Below are 19,747 nucleotides of genomic sequence, written 5' to 3'. Positions count from 1 at the left end.
GTCGTGATGCTTAACGAGCAACAGGCACCCCGGTTGGGGTGCCTGTTGCTGGTTAAGCGGATGTGACAAGGATGCGATTCACCTCGTCTGGTCGCCGCGCTTTTCGCTCAACGACGAAGTGGATTCCCGGTCGTTGAGTGAGAAGCGCAGCGAGACGAAAAGCGCTCAGCTTTGAGTGGCTTGGGCGAAGAGGGCGCCCCGGCGTCGCAGCAGCGGCGGTGCACCGATGAAGGCCGCGCCTCCGAGCGCGAGCAGACCCGCGCCGACCAGCAGTGCTGGAGTCGGCTGTGCGCCGGTCGCGGCGAGTTCGTTGCGCTGGACCGTGACGCTCGAGACGAGTGTCACGCCGGCGTCTGCGAAGTCCAGGATGAGGTGATGCTCACCATTCTGCACGGCGGCCAGATCGAAGCTGCCGGTCACCGTGCCGCTGTCCCACTGCACCGTGCCCAGCGCGATCGGAGTCGATCGCAGGTTGCCGATCACGCTTGAACGGGCCTCGTTCATTTTCTTCATGAAGTCCGTCATCAGAGTGAAGGCGTCGTTGCGCGAGTTGACCATGGACTGCAAGCGAAGCATGTCCAGCTGCTGGCCGTTCACCGTCGCATCGATCGTGGTGCGCAGCGACTGGAGCAGATCTGTTGCGGCCGTCGCGCGGTTCTCGGCGGAGGCTGAGAGGAAGGTGTGGTCGATGCCGGCGGCCTTCACTGCGTCGACGGATGCTGCGTACGAAGCTTCGGACGGGGACGAGACGTACGCGGACACAGCGGACACAGCAGTGTTCAACAAACCGATCTGCGTATTGCGTGCCTGCACCTCGGCGAGCTGCGTCGCCAGAGCAGCATTGAGCAACGATGCGCGGGATGCCTGGACTGCCGCGAGTGCGGTCGTGAGGTCCATCGCGGCCACGGGGGTCTCGTTCACGGTGAGTCCGGGTGCGCCGAGCAGAGTGCCAGAGCTCATCGCTGACAGCCCTGACTGCTGCGATGCCGCCGGCGTCCAAGCCAGGCCGAGCACCAGGCCCAATTGATTGGTGAGCGGGACAGTCTGGCCACTGGGTGCGGCTCTTACGGCCGCCAGAAGCGCATCCAGCTGACCCTCGGTGCTGCCGCCGAGGGCCGCTCCCAGGCTCGCGGCATCGCCGAACGATACTGAAGGGACGAGTTCCGGCGCGGCCGGGGTGATGGTGGGTGTCGGGGATGCAGTCGGTGCCGGGGTGACGGTGGGGGCGGGCGTCGGTGCGGGTGTCGGGTCGGTGATGGGTGTGGGGGCCGGTGTCGGTTCGGTGGTGGGCGTGGGCTCGGTGGTCGGCGTCGGCGTGGGCGTGGGTGTCGCGCTGTCCGCCACGACGGCGAACCGGCGCTGGATCGTCAGCGTAGACGGGCTCGTTGCAGCGGACGGAAGCGCGAACGGCGGGTTCTCCTCGGTCTGCGCGTCGGCGAGCTCATACCCGGCCGGTGGCAGGAAGGACACGCTGTAGTCCATGGAGGCGCTCGTGGGCAGTGCGCCGGACACGAACGAGCCGTCGGCTGCGATCGTCACTCGCTGCACTGCCGTGCCTGCGCTCTCGAGGAGAAGGGCGGCGCCGCTGAGATCGGCCAGCGGCTTGCCGTCGACCGTCGCGGCAATGGTGCCGGAGACGGTGCCGAACGAGCCCCGCAGAGCGATCTCGACGGGGTCATCGCCTCCGAGTCGGAATTCCGTGCGTGCCCCGGTCTCCGTCAGATCGCCTGCGGCACCAGGCCACTCGGCATCCGCCAGATAGCTGGTCTGGGTGCCCGCGACCGCGAGATCGAGAGTGCCATCGTTGCCGGTGGTCCCCGACGCTACGACGGTGTCGTCACCTTCCGCCTTGCGAATAGTGACGTGCACGCCCGCGAGCAACGCGGCATCCGACCCGGTGGTGATGCTCGCCGTTATGGCGACGGGGAACGTCGTCGCCTCGACCGCCTGCGCTGCCAGAGGCAGGGACATCAGGACCAGGCCCGCCGTGACGGCGAACGCGCCGCCGATTCGTGTTGTTCTGAGGACTCGCGTAGAGACGGAGTCGCGATGGTGGAGCGGGCGATGCATGGAGGGCCTTCCGGTCGTTGGGATCCAATCAATTATGGACTGAGTCGAAACTTTGACACAAATCAAGAATCCGCTCAGAATTGGGTGCAGAGGTTGATCAAGGGAGAAGGCATGTCTGAGGGGCTTCGAGAGCGCAAGATGCGCGCCGCCAGGCGGGCGATGGAGGGCGCGGCAGTCCAGCTCGCCTATGACGAGGGTGCACGTGCCGTGACGGTTGAGCGGGTGTGCGCGGCGGCGATGGTCTCTCGCAGCACCTTCTTCAACTACTTCGCCTCGCTCGACGAAGCAATCTTCGGATCCGCGCTCGTCTATGACCCGGGTCTGACCGAGGACATCCTCACGCGTCATTCGCGTGATCTCGTGGTCGCAGCGAGTCTGATCGTGATGGAGTCGGTCAGAGGTCAGGCCGATGACGTCGTCACTCAGCGGAGATTCGCGCTCTTCGTGCGAGGTTTGGGAACCGCCAGTACTGTCTCATGGGCGAGCAACGAGAGCCGTGAGCGCCTGGTCGGCGTGATCGCCGCGTGGCTCGACACGCACCCAGAGCATGCCCGACTGGCGGACGCGGACCACGCCACCGAAGCCCGTCTCACTGTGGGGCTCTCGATCGCTCTCGGCGACGAGGCCCTTCGGCATGTCCGAGAAGTCGACGGGGAGTTCCCCGTCGACGCCTCGGTGTTCCAGGCTGCGAGACGCCGCATGGCCGCCATCAGCAAGCTGGCAGAGTGACCGCCTAGCGACTACTTGAGCTTGTCGGTGATGATCTGCATGACCGAGGTGTCGGCCAGCGTCGTGGTGTCGCCGATCTCGCGGCCCTCCGCCACATCGCGCAGCAGTCGCCGCATGATCTTGCCAGAGCGGGTCTTCGGCAGTTCGTTCACGATGAAGATCTGACGCGGCCGGGCGATCGCCCCGATCTGCTGCGCGACGTGCGCCCGAAGTATGGCCGACACGTCTTCGTGAGAGGCGACATCCTCTTGGCTGGCCTTGATGATGACGAAGGCGACGACGGCCTGACCGGTCGTCTCATCGGCGGCTCCGACCACTGCCGCTTCGGCGGTGAGCGGATGCGCGACCAGCGACGACTCGATCTCGGCGGTCGACAGGCGGTGGCCAGACACATTCATCACGTCGTCGACGCGGCCGAGCAGCCAGATGTCGCCGTCTTCATCGAGGCGGGCGCCGTCGCCGGCGAAGTACTTGTCACCGAACTTGTCCCAGTAGGTTTCTTTGAACCGCTCAGGGTCGCCCCAGATGCCGCGGAGCATCGACGGCCAGGGCTCGCTCACGACGAGCAGGCCGCCATCGCCGTTGCCGACCGCGTTGCCGTCGTCGTCGAGAATCTCGATGTTGATGCCAGGGATCGCCACCTGGGCCGAGCCCGGCTTCGTGACGGTGACGCCGGGGAGTGCGGAGACCATGATCGCGCCGGTCTCGGTCTGCCACCAGGTGTCGACGACCGGGGCGACGTTTCCGCCGATGACCTCGCGGTACCACATCCAGGCTTCCGGGTTGATCGGTTCGCCGACCGAGCCGAGCAGGCGCAGGCTGGTCAGATCGAACTCCTGCGGAATCTGGCGACCGAGCTTCATGAACGTGCGGATGGCGGTCGGCGCGGTGTAGAGAATCGACACCTTGTACTTCTCGATGACTTCCCACCAGCGGCCGGGGTGCGGGGAGTCGGGAGTTCCCTCGAACAACACCTGGGTGGCGCCGTTGGCGAGCGGGCCGTAGACGACGTAGCTGTGACCGGTGATCCAGCCGACATCCGCGGTGCACCAGTAGACGTCGGTCTCCGGCTTGAGATCGAACACGCTCTTGTGGGTGAATGCGCTCTGGGTGAGGTAGCCGCCACTGGTGTGCAGGATGCCCTTGGGCTTACCGGTGGTGCCAGACGTGTAGAGGATGAAGAGCGGGTTCTCGGCGGGAAATGGCTGTGCTTCGTGTTCGGCGTCAACCGAGGCGAGTTCGTCGTGCCACCACAGGTCGCGGTCGTTCCATTCGACGTCTTGGCCGGTGCGCTTGACCACGAGCACATTGGTGACCGACGAGTCGTTGCTGGCCAGGGCGGCATCGACAGCCGGCTTGAGCGCTGACACCTTGCCCTTGCGGTAGCCGCCGTCTGCGGTGATCACGAGTGCCGCGTTGGCGTCATCGATGCGCGAACGCAGGCTCTCCGCACTGAATCCGCCGAAAATGACCGAGTGCACGGCGCCGATGCGGGCCACGGCCAACATCGAGATCACTGCTTCGGGAATCATCGGCAGGTAGATCGCGACGCGGTCGCCGGCCTCGACGCCGAGCTTCGTGAGCACGTTGGCCGCACGCTTGACCTCGGCGGTCAGCTCGGAATAGGTGATGGCCCGGGAATCGCCGGGCTCGCCTTCCCAGTACAGGGCAACACGGTCGCCATTGCCGGCCAGCACGTGACGGTCGAGGCAGTTGTAGGCGACGTTGAGCTGGCCGTCTTCGAACCATTTCGCGAAAGGCGGGTTCGACCAGTCAAGGGTCTTGGTGAACGGCTTGTGCCAGTGCAGCAACTCGCGGGCCTGATCCGCCCAGAAGCCGAGGCGATCTGCGGCGGCATCCGTGTACAGCTGCGGCTGCGCAGTTGCCGCGGCGGCGAACTCGGGGGTGGGGGCGAATCGACGGGATTCAGTGAGCAGGTGGTCGATTTGAACGCTCATTGTTTTTGGTTCGCTCCTTCGCGATGCGTGAAATCCGTAGCGTGTGGCCAGCCACAGAAGAACCCTACTCTGCTTGGAATGGCCGCAAATCAACGTCGGGATTCCCGTAGATTGAGGGTCTTGCTGGGAGAAAACCAAGAGTGTCCTCATTTAGGGGGACCTCGATGTTGCGATTTTCGCCATCCCGCGTATGCTTGGACTCGTCCGAACGTAATGTTTTGACCAGCGATGCGTATGGTTCCCCCCAATCTGCGCATTGCCGAGGCGGCACCTGTTCCCCCCAATAGGTGCCGCCCCCCTTTTTTTAACCGTCAGTTTGTATACCCCCGTTGAGTCTTCAATCGGAGATTTGCCTACCCCCGTTGCTTCTTCAATCGGAAAACTGCCTACCCCCGTTGCCCTTCAGTCGGGCAGTTGCTTCCTCTCGTCGGTCGATCCCGTTGAGACGAGTCGCGCCCTAGAAGCAGTTCAGATTGGCGCTTTGCCGTCAGAAACCGCACCGATCATGCGGTTTCTGCTGTTGTGTGCGGTTTCTGCCGACACGTTTGGCGCCGCGTGGCGACTTCCGCGGGTGGATGTGCCGAACCAGCGCGCCACAGTTGACGCCCCGTCGAGTCTCCCTCCACAGCCCAGGGGAGCCCGAGTTATGCACCTCGTCCCGGCCCGCCGGTTCTGCTCCGCGGCAGCGGCGTAGCGTCGGCGCATGCTCACTCCATTCGTCGCGTTTCCTTCGTATGCGAACACCGCTCCCGCTCCGAGACATGCCGGGGGCGACCTCGTCTCCGCTCAGCTCGCGCGTTCGCCGGCTATTCGTCTCGCGCCGGAAGTTGCGCCGGATGTTGCGCCCGACGTTCCCCGCGACGCGACGGCGCTCGGCCCACTCGCCGGATTTGCAGCGCAAGCGGCGGTGACCGATCTGCTCATCAACGGCGAGTCAGGGCTGTGGATCGATTCCGGCCACGGCCTCATCCACGAGCCAGACTGGGTCTGCCCCGAGCGGTCTCTCCGCGAGCTGGCGGTGCGGTTGATTGCGCTCGGCGGGCGGCACATCGACGAAGCCAGCCCGTGCGTCGATGTGAGGCTGGCCGACGGCATCCGGGTTCACGCGGTGCTGCCGCCCGTCTCCAGTTCGGGCACCCTGATCTCGATCCGTCTCCCGAGTGCGAAGCGGTTCTCGCTCGAGACACTCGCGGCGGCAGGACTGTGCGGGGCCGGAAGTGCGGCGGAGGCGACCGTCGGCCGGTTGCGCCAGGCGGTGCACGATCGGGTGAACCTGCTCATCACCGGGGCGGCGGGCAGCGGAAAAACCACGCTGCTGGCGGCACTCCTGGCCGAAGCGCCGGCCAACGAGCGAATCATTGCGATCGAAGATGTGGCAGAACTGCGCATTTCCCACCCGCACGTCGTCGGGCTCGAGGCACGACAGGCCAACCTCGAGGGCGCCGGACGCGTCGCCGCCGACGCTCTGTTGCGCGAGGCATTGCGGATGCGCCCTGATCGACTCGTGCTCGGCGAATGTCGGGGAGCAGAGATTCGAGAGCTCCTGGCCGCGCTGAACACTGGCCACGACGGCGGGGCGGGCACCCTGCATGCCAACTCTCTCCACGATGTGCCGGCGCGCATTGAGGCGCTCGGCGCGCTCGCCGGGATGAGTGTCGAATCGGTGGCCAGGCAGACGGTCAGCGCGATCGGCCTGATCCTGCATCTGGAACGTCACCAGGGCGTGCGCCGGTTGGCTGAGGTGGGGCGCTTCGCCCTCGATGACCACGACCGATTGGCCGTGATCGCCGCATGATGGGGCGCCGGCATCGGCCCGATCGCGCCGTATCGCCGATTGAGGCAGTTGCCGCCGTCGCGCAGCGCCTGGCGGTGCTGCTCTCTGCCGGAGTGTCGCCGCATTTCGCCTGGAGCTATTTGGAATCCGGTGCGTCCGTTTCTGGCGCGGCTGCTTCGCCGCGGTCCGGGCCATCACCGGCTGCATCGCCGGGGGCTGGGCGGTCTCAGGCCGGACCATCGAACGCCGAGAGCACAGCGCGGATCGTCACCGCCGCGGCCGAAGCCGGCGGTCAGGGAGAGAGCATCTCCGGGGCGATTGCACGGGAAGCGCACAAGCTTGACGCTCAGATCGGCGACGCCTGGTTGGCGTTGGCGGGAGCGTGGGAGGTGGCGACGCAGGCCGGAGCGCCGCTGGCGTCGTGCCTGAGACAGTTGGCCACGACTTTTCGGGAAGTCGGTCAGCTGCATCGCACCCTCGAAGTCGCGCTCACCGGCCCGACGGCAACGGCTCGCATGATGATGGCCCTGCCGGTGGTCGGCATCTTGTTCGGCACTCTGATGGGATTCGACTCGGTGCACACCCTGTTCTTCACCCTGCCCGGCCTGATCTGTCTGGCTGTCGGCGCCGCTCTGATGTTGCTCGGACACCTTTGGAATGGCCGGCTCATGCGCACGGCGCGGGCGCGAGACCCTGCCCCTGGCCTTGAACTTGATCTGATGGCCATCGCCATGACGGGCGGCGGATCATTGGAGAGTGCCCGGGCGCTCGTGCAATCGGTGCTGACCGATTTCGAGTTGCATGGCCGAGGCGACAACGAGATTCTCGACCGCGTGCTTGAACTGTCGAGCCGGGCTGGGATTCCAGCGGCGGAGCTGCTGCGGAGCGAGGCCGATGAACTGCGTCGAGACGCACGCAGCGCGGGGGAGCGCCGGGCCGAGAGCCTGGCCGTGACGTTGATGATGCCACTCGGGCTCTGCGTTCTACCGGCGTTCATGCTCGTGGCTGTTCTTCCGCTTCTGCTGGCGGTGTTGTCCTCCACCCTTCACACCTTCTGAACGTTTTCCGTTGTGTTCGTCGGTGCGCCAAGAAAGGATGGGCGTATGGATGAGCCGCACGCGCACAGTGCACCGGCGCGGTCGCGCAGTTTTCGCGAGAGCCTGATTACCGAAGAGTCGGTCTACGGAACAATCCTTGTCAGCGGAATGATCGTCGCATCGGGCTCTCATCAGGCGACGCTCGTGGAGACTTTTCTGACCGTGGTCGGAACGGTCGTCGTTTTTTGGGCGGCGCACGTCTATGCAGGCGCGGTCGCCGGCCATGGAGTTATCGAAGGCGATCAAACGACTCTCCCCACCGCGTTTCGGCGCTCGCTGCGCCGCTCGATCGGGTTTCTCATCTCGGCGGTGCCGCCCTGCGTCGTGCTGCTGCTCGGCGCATTTCGCATCGTCCCCGACCAGTTTGCGCTCTGGGCGGCGCTCTGGGTCGGAGTCTTCATTCTTGGCATCCTCGGCTACAGCGCGTTCGCACTGCGAGGAAGCCCGTGGCACATTCGGGTATTCGGTTGTCTCGGCACTGCCTCGTTCGGTGTTGCGATGATCCTGCTCAAGGCCTTCATCCACTAGACGTCGGGGCTGATCGTCCGAGGCCTGCCGTCGGGAGACGGTGGTGTCCTCCACCGCGGACTCAGATCGACTTTGTGCACCGACTTGACCGATCCGCATGCGGCGGCCGTACGGAAGAGCAGCCTGGAATCACTCGTGTCGCCGCCAGATCGCGTCGAGTGACGCACAGGGAGAGGAACTCATGCAGAGTCAAAAGAACAACCAGGGCAGCGGGGAAACCGGGATCGAGCTGGCCCACCCCAGTGAGCAGAGCGAACACAATCGAGAGGCTGCACGGAGCGCGCGCCAGCTTCGGCGCATGTTTCGGCGGGCATCCGGGCGGTTTCGTTCCGATACCGGAGCCGCGACCGCAGAATATGCAGTCGCGACGATGGCGGCCGTCGGATTTGCCGGCTTGCTCATCATCATCTTGCGCGGCGACGAAGTGCGGGCCATTCTGACTGACCTGGTGCGCAATGCGCTCACCGTGGGGTAGTCGATTCCGTCGCGGCGAACGGGCGGGCGGTGACGCAGGCTGTGAACCAGGCCGTTTCGGAGCGCAAGAGGCGGGTAGCGTCACCGCCGAATTCGCCCTGGTGATTCCTGCCGTCGTGCTCGTGCTCGGCTGCTGCCTCGGCGCGATTCAGGTGGTGGGTCAGCAGGTGCGAATGACGGATGCCGCTGCCGGGGCCGCCCGCGCGCTCGGCCGCGGCGAGAGCACCGACCACGCCGTAGCAGTTGCGAGCGGAGCGGTGCCGGGGGTCTCACTCAGCTCAGAATCACGCGGCGAATTCGTCTGCGCGACGCTGAGCGCGCCCAGCGGGATCGGTCCTTTCGCGCTCGTCGGGCTCACGGTGACGGCGGTCTCCTGCGCCCCGGCCGGCGGACTGTGATGAACCCCGTCCGAATGAAGGAGGCTCGAAGGAGGCAGCCGATGCGACGGTGGATTCCGGAGCGGATTGCTTGGATTGCTTCGCTCTCTTGGCTCGCGCGCCTTGCGTGCATTGAGGGGCTCACGCGCCTGAGACGGCTCACGACCCTCGGGCAGGAGCGCGGGTCAGGCTCGGTGCTGGCCGTTGGGCTACTCGGGGCCACGATGGCGGCAACCGCCGCCGTCATTCCGGTGCTCGTCACGCTGTCGGTGAGCGCGCAGGTGCAGGGGGCCGCGGATGCGGCAGCGCTCGCCGCCGCAGACACGGCGTCGGGAGCGCTACCCGGCGTGCCCTGCGAGGCCGCGAGTCGCACGGCCGAGGTGAACGGCGCATCCGTCGTGGTGTGCACGATCGACGGGCTGATCGCGTCGGTCACGGTCTCCCGCGTTTTCGTCGGGATCACGATCGATGCGCGTTCGAGGGCCGGGCCACCACCCGGTTCACCATCCGGGCCACCACGCCCGGACGGCTAGCGCGGGGATTATTCGAAGACAGCCTCTACATAGCGATAGTCGACGGCGCTCGGTTGCTGCGGGTTGCTGTTCGATTCGAACTCCAGGCCGGAGCCGCGCGCATAGACGTAGCTCTTGCCGGAACTGGCCGGAATCTCCAGGCGCGGACGCGGATCACCCGACTCCAAGAACTCGGTAGTAATCGTCTTTCCCTCGAGGGGACCGTCAGTTAACTTGGCCGTGTAGGTCGCCGCCGATGCTGTGCCCATGACTCCATTGTCCTCATCGGCAGAGAAGTGACAAGCCCTCAATTCGGCGAGTACCCGTTTCCTGTGTGTATGGTGTGCCTTGGCCCACACGAGGGCCCCTACCTATAAGAGGAGTCTGGTGCCAGGCACTAAGAAGCTGGTCATTGTTGAGTCGCCGACCAAGATGAAGTCGATTGCGGGCTATCTGGGCGACGGCTATGAGGTGTTGTCCTCGGTTGGACACATCCGCGACCTGATCGAGCCAAAGAACTTGCCGCCCGAACTGAAAAAGGGACCGCTCGGCAAATTCTCCGTCGACGTCGACAACGGTTTCGAGCCGTACTACGTGGTCTCCGACGCCAAGAAGAAGACGGTCAGCGAGCTCAAACGTGCGCTGAAGAACGCCGACGAACTCCTCCTCGCAACTGATGAGGACCGCGAAGGTGAAGCCATCGCCTGGCACCTGCTGCAGGTTCTGCAGCCCAAGGTTCCGGTCAAGCGCATGGTCTTTCACGAGATCACCAAAGACGCGATCCTCGCCGCCAAAGACAACACCCGCGACCTCGACACCGCACTCGTCGACGCGCAGGAAACCCGACGCATCCTCGATCGCATCTACGGCTACGAGATCTCCCCTGTGCTCTGGCGCAAGGTCGGCCCCGGCCTCTCGGCCGGCCGCGTGCAGTCGGCAGCTACCCGCCTGGTGGTCGAACGTGAGCGCGAACGCCTCGCCTTCGTCGCCGCCGGCTACTGGGACCTGATCGCCCAGCTCACCCCCGCATCCACAGCCTCAGAGACCGGATTCTCGGCCAAGCTCGTGCGCCTGAACGGCGAGCGCATCGCCTCGGGCAGCGACTTCGACGATTCCGGAAAACTCAAGCCTTCGGTCAAGGCCGTCACCCTCGACGAGTCGGCCGCCGTTGCGCTGACCGCCGCGCTCAAGCAGCCGGGCGTCGCAGTGACCGTGAGCAAGGTCGCCTCGAAGCCGTACCGCCGCAGCCCCGCTGCGCCGTTCACCACCTCGACCCTGCAGCAGGAAGCCGCGCGCAAGCTCCGCTTCACCGCGCGTCAGACGATGAGCGTGGCCCAGTCGCTCTACGAAAACGGCTACATCACCTATATGCGTACCGACTCGCCGTCGCTCTCAAAGCAGGCGATCTCGGCGGCACGGGCTCAGGCGACGTCGTTGTATGGTGCTGAGACGATTCCGGATGCGCCGCGCGTCTACAAGGGCAAGAGCAAGAACGCCCAGGAAGCGCACGAGGCGATCCGTCCGTCTGGAGACACGTTCCGCACCCCGGCCTCGCTGGCCGGCAGCCTGCGCGGCAACGACTTCAAGCTGTACGAGCTGATCTGGAAGCGCACCGTCGCCTCGCAGATGTCAGACGCGACCGGGTCAACGGCATCCGTCACCATCGAGGCCGGCCCGACCGGCACCTCTGAGCACCCGTCGGCCTCCGGCGCCCTCGCCGAGTTCTCGGCCAGCGGTACCGTCATCACCTTCCGCGGCTTTCTGCTCGCCTACGAAGAAGGCCGTGACGAGGAGCGCAACGCGCCCACCGACCCGACCGAGTCGAAGCTGCCTCTGTTGGCCGAGGGCCAGGCCCTGACGCTCGACGAGGTCGAGGCCAAGGGCCACGAGACCACGCCGCCCGCTCGCTACACCGAGGCCAGCCTGGTCAAGAAGCTCGAAGAGCTCGGCATCGGTCGCCCGTCGACCTACGCGTCGATTATCTCGACGATCACCGACCGCGGCTATGTCACCCCGCGTGGCCAGTCACTGATTCCCAACTGGATCGCCTTCTCCGTTGTGCGCCTGCTCGAGGACTTCTTCGGCGACCTGGTCGAATATGACTTCACCGCCGAAATGGAGAACGACCTCGACCGCATCGCTGACGGCGAGGCCGACCGCGTCGACTGGCTGACCAGCTTCTACTTCGGTTCCGACAAGCACCGCGGCCTGCGCCAGGTCGTTGACAACCTCGGCGAGATCGACCCGCGCGTCATCAACTCGGTCACGATCTCCGATGACATCACGCTGCGCATCGGCAAGTACGGCCCCTACCTCGAAGTGATCGAGCCCGGTGCCGACCCGGAGGCCACCCCGCGCCGCGTCAACATTCCGCCGGACCTGGCACCCGACGAGCTCACCGCCGCCAAGGCTCGTGAACTCATCAACGCCCCTGTCGTCACCGATCGCGTCATCGGCGTGAACCCGGCCAGCGGCAAGAACGTCGTGGCGAAAGACGGCCGCTTCGGCCCCTACGTCACCGAGGTCGACCCGGAGCCGGTCGTCGATCCGGCCGAGGCCGCCGCGGCTGCCGCTGCTGCAGCGACGGATGCCGCCACCACGCTGGCCGACGGAAGCGTCGTCGACCCGAAGACCGGCGAGGTCACTGAAACGACCACGGCCAAGCCGAAGAAGAAGGCACCGGCCAAGAAGGCTGCCGCGGCAGCCAAGCCGCGCACGGCATCCATCTTCAAGTCGATGGATCTGGCGTCGATCGACCTGGACACGGCATTGCGTCTGCTCGACCTGCCCCGCGTCGTCGGGGTTGACCCCGAAACCGGCGCCGAGATTCTGGCGCAGAACGGCAAGTTCGGCCCTTACCTCAAGAAGGGCGTCGACACCCGGTCGTTGACCAGCGAAGACCAGATCTTCGACATCGATCTGCCTGGTGCGATCGAGCTGTACGCTCAGCCGAAGTACGGCGCCCGCCGTGCGTCGAGTGCCCTGAAAGAGTTCGAAGCGCCCGACCCCGAAAGCGGCAAGGCGATCAAGATCAAGGATGGCCGGTTCGGCGCCTACGTGACCGACGGCGTCACCAACGCCACCATCCCGAAGGCTGAAACCGTTGAGGACGTCGACTTCGACCGGGCAGTGCAGCTGCTCGCCGATAAGCGCGCCAAGGGCCCGGCCGTGAAGAAGGCTCCCGCCAAGAAGGCACCGGCGAAGACGGCTGCGGCCAAGAAACCGGCGGCCAAGAAACCGGCGGCCAAGAAGCCGGCAGCGAAGAAGGCCTCGGTCAAGAAGACGGGCCTGCCCACCGTTTCGGCCGCGACCAGCGCCGCCCGTTCGGCCTCGGCTCAGAAGGCCGCGGCGACCCGCGCGGCCAACAAAGCCGCTGCCGCCGCTGCTGCGGAGACCGCAACGTCGTGACCGGGCTGTTCATCACATTTGAAGGTGGCGACGGGTCGGGCAAATCGACCCAGGCCCGTCTGCTCACCGACTGGCTGCAGGAGCAGGGGCACTCTGTGCTCCGCTCCCGCGAGCCGGGCGGCACAGAGGTCGGCATCGAGATCCGCGAGATCGTGCTGCACCACAGGGGCGACATCGCTCCGCGGGCCGAGGCGCTGCTCTACGCCGCAGATCGCGCGCACCACATTGCGACGAAGGTGCGACCCGCGCTGGCCCGTGGCGAGATCGTGATCCAGGATCGCTACCTCGATTCATCCGTCGCCTATCAGGGTGCCGGCCGGGTGCTCGGTGCGACCGAGGTGCGCGATCTGTCGCTCTGGGCGGCCGAGGGGCTGCTGCCCGATCTGACGATTCTGCTCGATCTCGACGAGACGGTCGCTCGCGGGCGCCTCGACGCGGCGAACAAGCGCTTCGACCGGTTGGAAGCAGAAAAGAACGAGTTTCACGCTCGGGTTCGTGCAGCTTTTCTGGAGCTGGCCGAGGCTGAGCAGACCCGTTTTCTCGTGACGGATGCCGCGGCGCCGGTCGAGACAATCGCCGCGATCGTGCGCGCTCGCGTGGCTGCCCTGCTCGGCGCGTAGCCGCGCTGCCTTCGCGGCACACTGCTCGCGCTTCGTGCCTTCGCGGCACACTGCTCCTCGCGGCACGTGGTTGTGAAGGTGGCACGCGGTCGAAAGCGTGCCGGCTTCGCAAACGCGTGCCGCGAGCGGATGAGCGTGCGCGCGGACGAGCGCGGGCCAAAGCGGATGAGCGCGGGCCAGGGCTGACGCCCGAGGGCGCAGACGCGCACCGGGACGAGTCTGTCAGCACCAGAAGGTACCCTTGAACCATGGCAGCATGGGACGACCTGACAGGGCAGGCCGATGCGATTGCCATTTTTCGGGCCGCCGCCGCGCGTCCCGGCATCGATAGCCCCGAGTCGGCTGGCGCCTCGGCCGAATCCGCGTCGATGACTCACGCCTGGCTGATCACCGGTCCGCCCGGATCGGGGCGCTCCAACTTGGCTTTCGCCTTCGCGACGGCGCTGCTCAGCCCCGGCACGCCAGAGGGCGACGAAGCGACACACCGGCAGGTCAACGCCCGCACGCATCCCGATCTGACGGTTCTCAGCACCGAGGGCGTCATCATCAAGATGGGCACGGTCAAAGAGGTCGTGGCCCGTTCGCAATACTCTCCATCGATGTCGCGTTATCGGGTCATCGTCGTCGAAGACGCCGACCGGATGGTCGAACGCACCTCGAACGTGTTGCTCAAGGCGCTCGAAGAACCGCCGGAGCGCACCGTTTGGATTCTCTGCGCGCCGAGCGAAGCAGACCTGCTACCGACGATCCGCTCGCGCGTGCGTTCGGTGCGACTGCGCGTGCCCAGTGTCGACGATGTGGCAGCGCTGCTCGTCAAACGCAACGGGGTCGACGCTGAAACGGCCGAACGCGCCGCACGACAGGCGCAGAGCCACATCGGAATGGCGCAGCGCCTGGCCACCAACGCCGACGCCCGCGATCGCCGCGACGAGACGCTGCGCGCCGCCCTCGGCATCCGTGGAGTGTCGCAAGCGGTGACGACTGCCGCCCGACTGCTGGCGATCGCCGGCGATGATGCCAAGGCGTTCACCGAAGAGCAGGATGCCGCGGAGCGCGCCGGCGTGCTGCGTTCACTCGGTGTGGAGCCAGGTGGCAACATTCCACCCGGGCTTCGTGGCCAGCTGAAGGCCCTCGAAGACGACCAAAAGCGGCGGGCCACGCGAGGGTTGCGCGACGGCATCGATCGCATCCTCGTTGACTTGGCCTCGCTCTATCGCGACGTGATGATGGTGCAGCTCGGGCGAGAGAGCACCGTGATCAACCGGGAGCTTCTGCCGGAACTCCGCACGGCGAGCACCTCGTGCACCGCCGCACAGAGCGTCGCCACCCTCGATGCGATTGCCATTTCGCGTCAAAGAATCGAATCGAACGTGGCGCCGGCGCTTGCTCTTGAAGCAATGCTGGTGACCGCGATCCGTCGGTGAACCTGCTGCTCGGCGCAACACAAAGGACACAGCAATGACTCGAATTCGTGCGTTTGCGGCGTTGGCCGCCGCTCTGGCGCTCACCATCGGACTCAGCGGGTGCGTGTCGATGTTTCTGCCGAAACCGGCGCCGACCACCTCGGTTCCGGTCACCGAAGAGGTCGACCCGGCTCTCGCGCCCTTCTACAGCCAGGTGCTCACCTGGTCGAATTGTGGAGATGGCCTGCAGTGTTCGACGGCGAAGGCGCCGCTTGACTGGGCAGATCCGACCGCGGGGAACGTCGACCTCGCCCTCGTGCGCCACGTCACGACCGACGGTTCCCGCATCGGCTCGCTTCTCGTGAACCCGGGCGGCCCCGGCGGGTCAGGGTATGACTTCGTCAAGGACTCGCTTGACTACGCCGTCGATGACCGACTGAAGAAGAGCTTCGACATCGTCGGCTTCGACCCGCGCGGTGTCGGCCGCTCGACGGCAGTGAAATGCTACGACCCCGCCGAGATGGATCAGTACCTCTTCGGGCTGTCGACAGAGCAGCGCGGCACGGATGCCTGGATCTCTGAGCAGGAGACGGTCGCCACCGATTTCGGCGATGCCTGTGCGAAGAACACCGGTGCGCTGCTCGGCGAAGTTGACACGGTCAGTGCCGCCCGCGATCTCGACCTGCTGCGCGCCGTGCTCGGCGACACCCAGCTGCATTACCTGGGGTACTCCTACGGAACGTTCCTGGGGGCGACGTTCGCCAACCTCTACCCCGACAAGGTCGGGCGTCTCGTGCTCGATGGAGCGATCGACCCTTCGGCGAGCTACTTCGACGTTTCCATCACCCAAGCGCAGGGCTTCGAAAGCGCCCTGCGCGCCTACCTGAAAGACTGCCTCGCCGGATCGGACTGCCCGTTCGACGGCTCAGTCGACTCCGCGATGTCCACCATCGGTTCCATCCTCAAATCGGTCGATGCGAGTCCGATCACTGCAACCGACGGGCGTCAGCTCGGAGCTGACACGCTGGCCACCGCCATCATCTTCCCGCTCTACCAGCCCACTGCCTGGTCGGCACTCAGCGACATGTTCACCAGCGTGATGCACGGAGACGCCGACACGGCCTTCAGCTTCGCGGATTCCTACTACGGGCGCACCGCAGAGGGCACGTACTCCGACAACTCGACCGAGGCCTTCGCCGCAATCAACTGCCTCGACTATTCCTTCAACGATGACCCGGCCGCGATGCGCGCGCAGGCGGCAGAGATCGCGGCTGCAGCGCCCGTCATCGGTCCGTACTTCGGCTACGGCGATATCGACTGCGCGAACTGGCCGTCCAAGTCCACCGTGGAGCGCGGCGAAATCCACGCACTAGGCGCCGCGCCGATTCTGGTCGTCGGAACCACCAACGACCCGGCGACGCCGTACTCATGGGCTGTGAGTTTGGCCAAGCAGCTCGACAGCGGCCACCTCGTCACCTACCAGGGCGAGGGGCACACGGCCTACAACAAGTCGAACTCCTGCGTGAACAATGCGGTCGACGACTACCTGATCAACGGAACGGTGCCCGCCTCAGATCCGATGTGTTGACGCGCGCCACGTGTACGTGACTCCTCGCCGCATCGGGTAAGCTATCTTCTTGTGTCACCGCGTTCTTCTCGAAGAGCGTGTGGATCAAGCCGCCTTAGCTCAGTCGGTAGAGCGATTCACTCGTAATGAATAGGTCATCAGTTCGATTCTGATAGGCGGCCCGACAACTGGTCACCAGCCCTCGCCGGCTGGTGGCCAGTTTTCATTTTGCCGCAGGTTCCCCACCAACGTTTCGCAGCGGTACTCCGCCGAGCGCGAGGGCGCGCAGCGCGGGCCCCGTGCACTCCGAGTGGCGCTATGCTCGCGGAATGACTGACGCACTTCGCTGGGGAATCCTAGCCACCGGTGGCATCGCCCACTCCTTCGCCCGCGACCTCGTCCTGAACGGATTTCAGGTCACCGCCGTCGGATCACGGTCACAGGCCGGCGCCGACGCGTTCGCCGCTGAGTTCGGCATTCCGACGGCTCACGCGAGCTACGAGGCCCTCGTCGCTGATCCGGATGTCGACATCGTCTACATCTCCACGCCGCATCCGTTTCACGCCGAGAACGCCGCGCTGGCCCTGAACGCCGGCAAGCATGTGCTGATCGAGAAGCCGATCGCGCTGAACGCCGCCGAGGCCCGCCAGATCGTCGACCTCGCCGCGAGCAGGGGACTTCTGGTTCTTGAGGCGATGTGGACGCGATTTCTGCCGCACATGGTTCGCATTCGCGAGATTCTCGAGGCCGGCACGCTCGGCGACGTGCACACCCTGATCGCCGATCACACCCAGAAGCTGTCCGACGACCCGGAGAACCGCATCAATTCGCTGGCGCTCGGCGGCGGAGCGTTGCTCGACCTCGGGATCTACCCGCTGTCGTTTGCCCACGCCCTGTTCGGCCAGCCGGAGAGCATTCTGGCCTCGGCGACGTTCAAGGACACCGGCGCAGACGCCCAGGTGGCGACGATCTTCCGCTACTCCGGCGGTCGGATCGCGTCGACCCTGTCTGCCAGCGACACCAAGGGGCCGAATGCGGCGACGATTCTCGGCACCGAGGGCCGGATCGACATCGATCAGGTCTGGTATTCGCCGACGACGTTCCGGGTGATCGACAGCGATGAGGTCGTGATCGAGTCGTTCAGTGCCGACGTGAACGGGCGCGGGATGCACTACCAGGCGGCCGAGGCCGAGCAGCTGATCCGCGCGGGCGCAACGACGAGCACGATCATGTCGGCCGAGGAATCGGTGGCGATCATGCAGACCCTCGATGCCGTGCGTGAGCAGATCGGGCTGCGCTACCCAGGCGAGTAGCCCGGCGCGCGACTGCGTGCGACTGCGTGCTACTGCGCGCGCCGCTTGGCGCAGCAGAAACCGCAAGCTTTGCGCAACTGTCAGCGGACACCGCACAGATCGTGCGGCATCCGCTGACAGTTGCGGTTTCTGCGGTGCGAGCGGTCGGCACGGTCGGCTTGGCCCGCTCGGAGCGGTCTCCCAACCCGCGGCGGCTAAAATGTGGGGGTGCAAGAACCTGATCCAGAGCTGACCGGCCGCCCCGACTCCGAGACCCCTGCCGAAGCGACCCCTAGCGACGCGAACATCGGCGACGCGAACATCGGCGACGCGAACATCGGCGACGCGAACCTAGGCAATTCGAGCGCGACTGAAGCGCCGGCTCAGAGCGCACCGGCAACCGACCCAGCGGCCGCCTCAGCGACGACGGATGCCGCATCCGCGTCGGCAACACAGCCGCCGCGACCAGGATTTCTCGCCTTTCTCGGCCGTCACCGCGTTGCCTCCAGCATTGTCGCCGGAGTCGCAGTTTTCGCGCTTCTCGGCACGGGAGCGGTAATGGCCGGAGCGGCGACCGGAACGCCTGCGGCGTCGCCTGTTGCTGCCAGCACGCCGACGTCGGCACCAACCCCGACGGAAACGGCGACGATTCCGCCTCGGTCGGTTCCCGCCGCCGACGCCGTGGCCAGCCGTCTTCGCACCTGCAGCGTCGCCAGTCTCGCAACCGACTCGCGCCTCGGCAGCTTCCAGGGGCAGGTTCTCAACGCGAACACGGGCGAGATTCTCTTCGATCGCGGCGGCAGCACCCCGTCGCGCACCGCGAGCGTGCTCAAGGTGCTCACCTCGGCCGCGGCGCTCAGCGTGCTCGGCCCCGACTACCGGGCAACCACCACGGTGGTGGCCGGCAGCGAGCCCGGCTCGATCGTGCTCGTCGGCGGCGGAGACCTCACTCTCTCCCGCACGAGCACGGGCGACGAATCGGTCTATCCGGGCGCCGCGCACCTCGACAGCCTGGCCGACCAGGCGATTGCGGCCTGGGAGGCGAACCCGGCCAACGCCGGTACGCCCATCACCTCGCTCGTTCTCGACGCGTCGTTCTTCGGCGACCCGGGCTGGGATCCGAGCTGGAACCGCAAGGAGCTCACCGACGGCTACATGCCTGAGATCACCGCGTTACAGGTCGACGGTGACCGCGACAGCCCGTACAGCAACACCTCGGCCCGCAGCGAGGACCCGATCGGTCGTGCCGGTGAAGCCTTCGCGGAGCTGCTTCCCGGCTCGGTCAGCATTTCTCGCGGAACAGCCCCGGCCGGAGCGGCAGTTCTCGGCACGGTGCAGTCCGCACCGGTCTCCACGCTCATTCAGCAGACGCTCATCGTTTCGGACAACGCGATCGCCGAGATGCTCGGACGCCTCGTCGCCGTTGAATCGGGCGCCGGAAACACCTTCGCGGCGATGGGCACGTCGACGGTGGCCGGGCTCGCGCCGTACGGCATCGACACCACCGGCATCGTCATCGCCGACGGCTCAGGCCTCAGCGACAACAACGCGGTTCCGCCGTCGTACCTGACTCAGCTGTTCCTCAAGATCAACGCGCGCGAGGGCAACCTGGGTGTGATCTTCGACGGCCTCCCCATTGCCGGAGAGACCGGATCGCTCAGCTACAGCGACCGGTTCTCCGGCGCCAACTCCGTCGCCGACGGCGCCGTCTTCGCCAAGACCGGTTGGATCGACACCGGCTACACGCTGGCCGGCGTCATCCACGCGGCCGACGGCACCCCGCTCACCTTCGCCGTCTATGCGCTCGGTGACGTCGGGGACAGCGCTAAAGACGCAATCGACACGATTACCGCTGGATTCTTCAACTGCGGTGACAACCTGTCGAACAATTGAGTGTTTGAATCGGAGAAGCTGAATCAGAGGTGATTCAGCGAATGG

16 protein-coding genes and 1 tRNA gene are annotated in these 19,747 nt (G+C 65.9%); 14 read left to right on the top strand and 3 right to left on the bottom strand.

Translation table 11 applies throughout. From position 1 onward, the window contains the following. Positions 1–165: 165 nt before the first annotated feature. Positions 166–1,971, bottom strand: coding sequence for a hypothetical protein (locus ABD791_RS09040; protein ID WP_345065134.1), 1,806 nt, complete (start codon positions 1,969–1,971; stop codon positions 166–168). 210 nt (positions 1,972–2,181) lie between these two features. Between ABD791_RS09040 and ABD791_RS09035 the strand changes: the two genes are divergently transcribed. Beyond that, positions 2,182–2,799 carry a TetR family transcriptional regulator gene (locus ABD791_RS09035; RefSeq protein ID WP_345065131.1) on the top strand — a complete coding sequence of 206 codons (618 nt, stop codon included), beginning with the start codon at positions 2,182–2,184 and terminating at the stop codon, positions 2,797–2,799. 11 nt (positions 2,800–2,810) lie between these two features. Here ABD791_RS09035 and acs read toward each other — a convergent pair whose 3' ends face one another. After that, positions 2,811–4,757 carry an acetate--CoA ligase gene (gene acs, locus ABD791_RS09030; protein ID WP_345065129.1) on the bottom strand — a complete coding sequence of 649 codons (1,947 nt, stop codon included), beginning with the start codon at positions 4,755–4,757 and terminating at the stop codon, positions 2,811–2,813. Positions 4,758–5,460: 703 nt separating this feature from the next. Here acs and ABD791_RS09025 point away from each other — a divergent pair. The 6 genes from ABD791_RS09025 to ABD791_RS09000 all read left to right on the top strand — a co-directional run bounded on the left by ABD791_RS09025 (position 5,461) and on the right by ABD791_RS09000 (position 9,540). Continuing rightward, entirely contained in the window at positions 5,461–6,552 is a 1,092-nt protein-coding gene (locus ABD791_RS09025; protein ID WP_345065126.1) for a TadA family conjugal transfer-associated ATPase, read from the top strand. After that, positions 6,549–7,589 (top strand): type II secretion system F family protein, encoded by a 1,041-nt coding sequence (locus ABD791_RS09020; RefSeq protein WP_345065122.1) that lies wholly within the window; start codon positions 6,549–6,551, stop codon positions 7,587–7,589. The genes ABD791_RS09025 and ABD791_RS09020 overlap by 4 nt, the downstream gene beginning before the upstream one ends. A 45-nt stretch (positions 7,590–7,634) precedes the next feature. Then, positions 7,635–8,156, top strand: a complete 522-nt coding sequence (locus tag ABD791_RS09015; protein ID WP_345065119.1) for a hypothetical protein — start codon at positions 7,635–7,637, stop codon at positions 8,154–8,156. A gap of 298 nt (positions 8,157–8,454) precedes the next feature. After that, entirely contained in the window at positions 8,455–8,631 is a 177-nt protein-coding gene (locus ABD791_RS09010) for a DUF4244 domain-containing protein (protein ID WP_345065311.1), read from the top strand. Further along, positions 8,612–9,028 carry a TadE family type IV pilus minor pilin gene (locus tag ABD791_RS09005; RefSeq protein WP_345065116.1) on the top strand — a complete coding sequence of 139 codons (417 nt, stop codon included), beginning with the start codon at positions 8,612–8,614 and terminating at the stop codon, positions 9,026–9,028. The genes ABD791_RS09010 and ABD791_RS09005 overlap by 20 nt, the downstream gene beginning before the upstream one ends. Positions 9,029–9,069: 41 nt before the next feature. After that, positions 9,070–9,540, top strand: coding sequence for an Rv3654c family TadE-like protein (locus tag ABD791_RS09000; protein WP_345065113.1), 471 nt, complete (start codon positions 9,070–9,072; stop codon positions 9,538–9,540). A gap of 8 nt (positions 9,541–9,548) precedes the next feature. On the opposite strand, the gene ABD791_RS08995 is transcribed toward ABD791_RS09000, so the two are convergent. After that, positions 9,549–9,788: a hypothetical protein gene (locus ABD791_RS08995; RefSeq protein ID WP_345065111.1), complete on the bottom strand. Its 240-nt coding sequence runs from the start codon at positions 9,786–9,788 to the stop codon at positions 9,549–9,551. A 118-nt stretch (positions 9,789–9,906) separates the two neighbouring features. Here ABD791_RS08995 and topA point away from each other — a divergent pair, with 118 nt between their 5' ends. The 7 genes from topA (at position 9,907) to dacB (ending at position 19,702) form a co-directional block, all read left to right on the top strand. Further along, on the top strand, positions 9,907–12,927 hold the full coding sequence (topA, locus tag ABD791_RS08990; RefSeq protein WP_345065108.1) for a type I DNA topoisomerase: 3,021 nt from the start codon (positions 9,907–9,909) through the stop codon (positions 12,925–12,927). After that, positions 12,924–13,547, top strand: coding sequence for a dTMP kinase (tmk, locus tag ABD791_RS08985; protein ID WP_345065105.1), 624 nt, complete (start codon positions 12,924–12,926; stop codon positions 13,545–13,547). The genes topA and tmk overlap by 4 nt, the downstream gene beginning before the upstream one ends. A gap of 248 nt (positions 13,548–13,795) precedes the next feature. Beyond that, a complete protein-coding gene (locus tag ABD791_RS08980) occupies positions 13,796–14,971 on the top strand; it encodes a DNA polymerase III subunit delta' (protein WP_345065102.1) in 1,176 nt (391 codons plus the stop codon). A gap of 34 nt (positions 14,972–15,005) precedes the next feature. Then, positions 15,006–16,538 carry an alpha/beta hydrolase gene (locus ABD791_RS08975; protein ID WP_345065099.1) on the top strand — a complete coding sequence of 511 codons (1,533 nt, stop codon included), beginning with the start codon at positions 15,006–15,008 and terminating at the stop codon, positions 16,536–16,538. Between the two features lie 88 nt (positions 16,539–16,626). Continuing rightward, positions 16,627–16,699: transfer RNA gene (locus tag ABD791_RS08970), tRNA-Thr, on the top strand. Positions 16,700–16,846: 147 nt separating this feature from the next. Further along, positions 16,847–17,830: a Gfo/Idh/MocA family protein gene (locus ABD791_RS08965; RefSeq protein ID WP_345065096.1), complete on the top strand. Its 984-nt coding sequence runs from the start codon at positions 16,847–16,849 to the stop codon at positions 17,828–17,830. Between the two features lie 207 nt (positions 17,831–18,037). Further along, complete coding sequence (gene dacB, locus ABD791_RS08960) at positions 18,038–19,702, top strand: D-alanyl-D-alanine carboxypeptidase/D-alanyl-D-alanine endopeptidase (protein ID WP_345065093.1); 1,665 nt, start codon at positions 18,038–18,040, stop codon at positions 19,700–19,702. The last annotated feature ends 45 nt before the right edge of the window (positions 19,703–19,747 follow it).

It is taken from the genome of Glaciibacter kafniensis (assembly GCF_039538945.1).
Taxonomy (GTDB): Bacteria; Actinomycetota; Actinomycetes; order Actinomycetales; family Microbacteriaceae; genus Cryobacterium; species Cryobacterium kafniensis.
The sequence above is the reverse complement of the archived record's forward strand: the minus strand, read 5'-3'. Positions and strand labels throughout refer to the sequence as shown.

Coding starts and splice junctions, on each gene's coding strand:
- ABD791_RS09040 (WP_345065134.1), bottom strand. CDS start 1,971: ATGTCCCTGCCTCTGGCAGCGCAGGCGGTCGAGGCGACGACGTTCCCC.
- ABD791_RS09025 (WP_345065126.1), top strand. CDS start 5,461: ATGCTCACTCCATTCGTCGCGTTTCCTTCGTATGCGAACACCGCTCCC.
- ABD791_RS09035 (WP_345065131.1), top strand. CDS start 2,182: ATGTCTGAGGGGCTTCGAGAGCGCAAGATGCGCGCCGCCAGGCGGGCG.
- ABD791_RS08975 (WP_345065099.1), top strand. CDS start 15,006: ATGACTCGAATTCGTGCGTTTGCGGCGTTGGCCGCCGCTCTGGCGCTC.
- acs (WP_345065129.1), bottom strand. CDS start 4,757: ATGAGCGTTCAAATCGACCACCTGCTCACTGAATCCCGTCGATTCGCC.
- ABD791_RS08980 (WP_345065102.1), top strand. CDS start 13,796: ATGGCAGCATGGGACGACCTGACAGGGCAGGCCGATGCGATTGCCATT.
- ABD791_RS09015 (WP_345065119.1), top strand. CDS start 7,635: ATGGATGAGCCGCACGCGCACAGTGCACCGGCGCGGTCGCGCAGTTTT.
- ABD791_RS09000 (WP_345065113.1), top strand. CDS start 9,070: ATGCGACGGTGGATTCCGGAGCGGATTGCTTGGATTGCTTCGCTCTCT.
- ABD791_RS08965 (WP_345065096.1), top strand. CDS start 16,847: ATGACTGACGCACTTCGCTGGGGAATCCTAGCCACCGGTGGCATCGCC.
- ABD791_RS09020 (WP_345065122.1), top strand. CDS start 6,549: ATGATGGGGCGCCGGCATCGGCCCGATCGCGCCGTATCGCCGATTGAG.
- ABD791_RS09010 (WP_345065311.1), top strand. CDS start 8,455: ATGTTTCGGCGGGCATCCGGGCGGTTTCGTTCCGATACCGGAGCCGCG.
- ABD791_RS08995 (WP_345065111.1), bottom strand. CDS start 9,788: ATGGGCACAGCATCGGCGGCGACCTACACGGCCAAGTTAACTGACGGT.
- ABD791_RS09005 (WP_345065116.1), top strand. CDS start 8,612: ATGCGCTCACCGTGGGGTAGTCGATTCCGTCGCGGCGAACGGGCGGGC.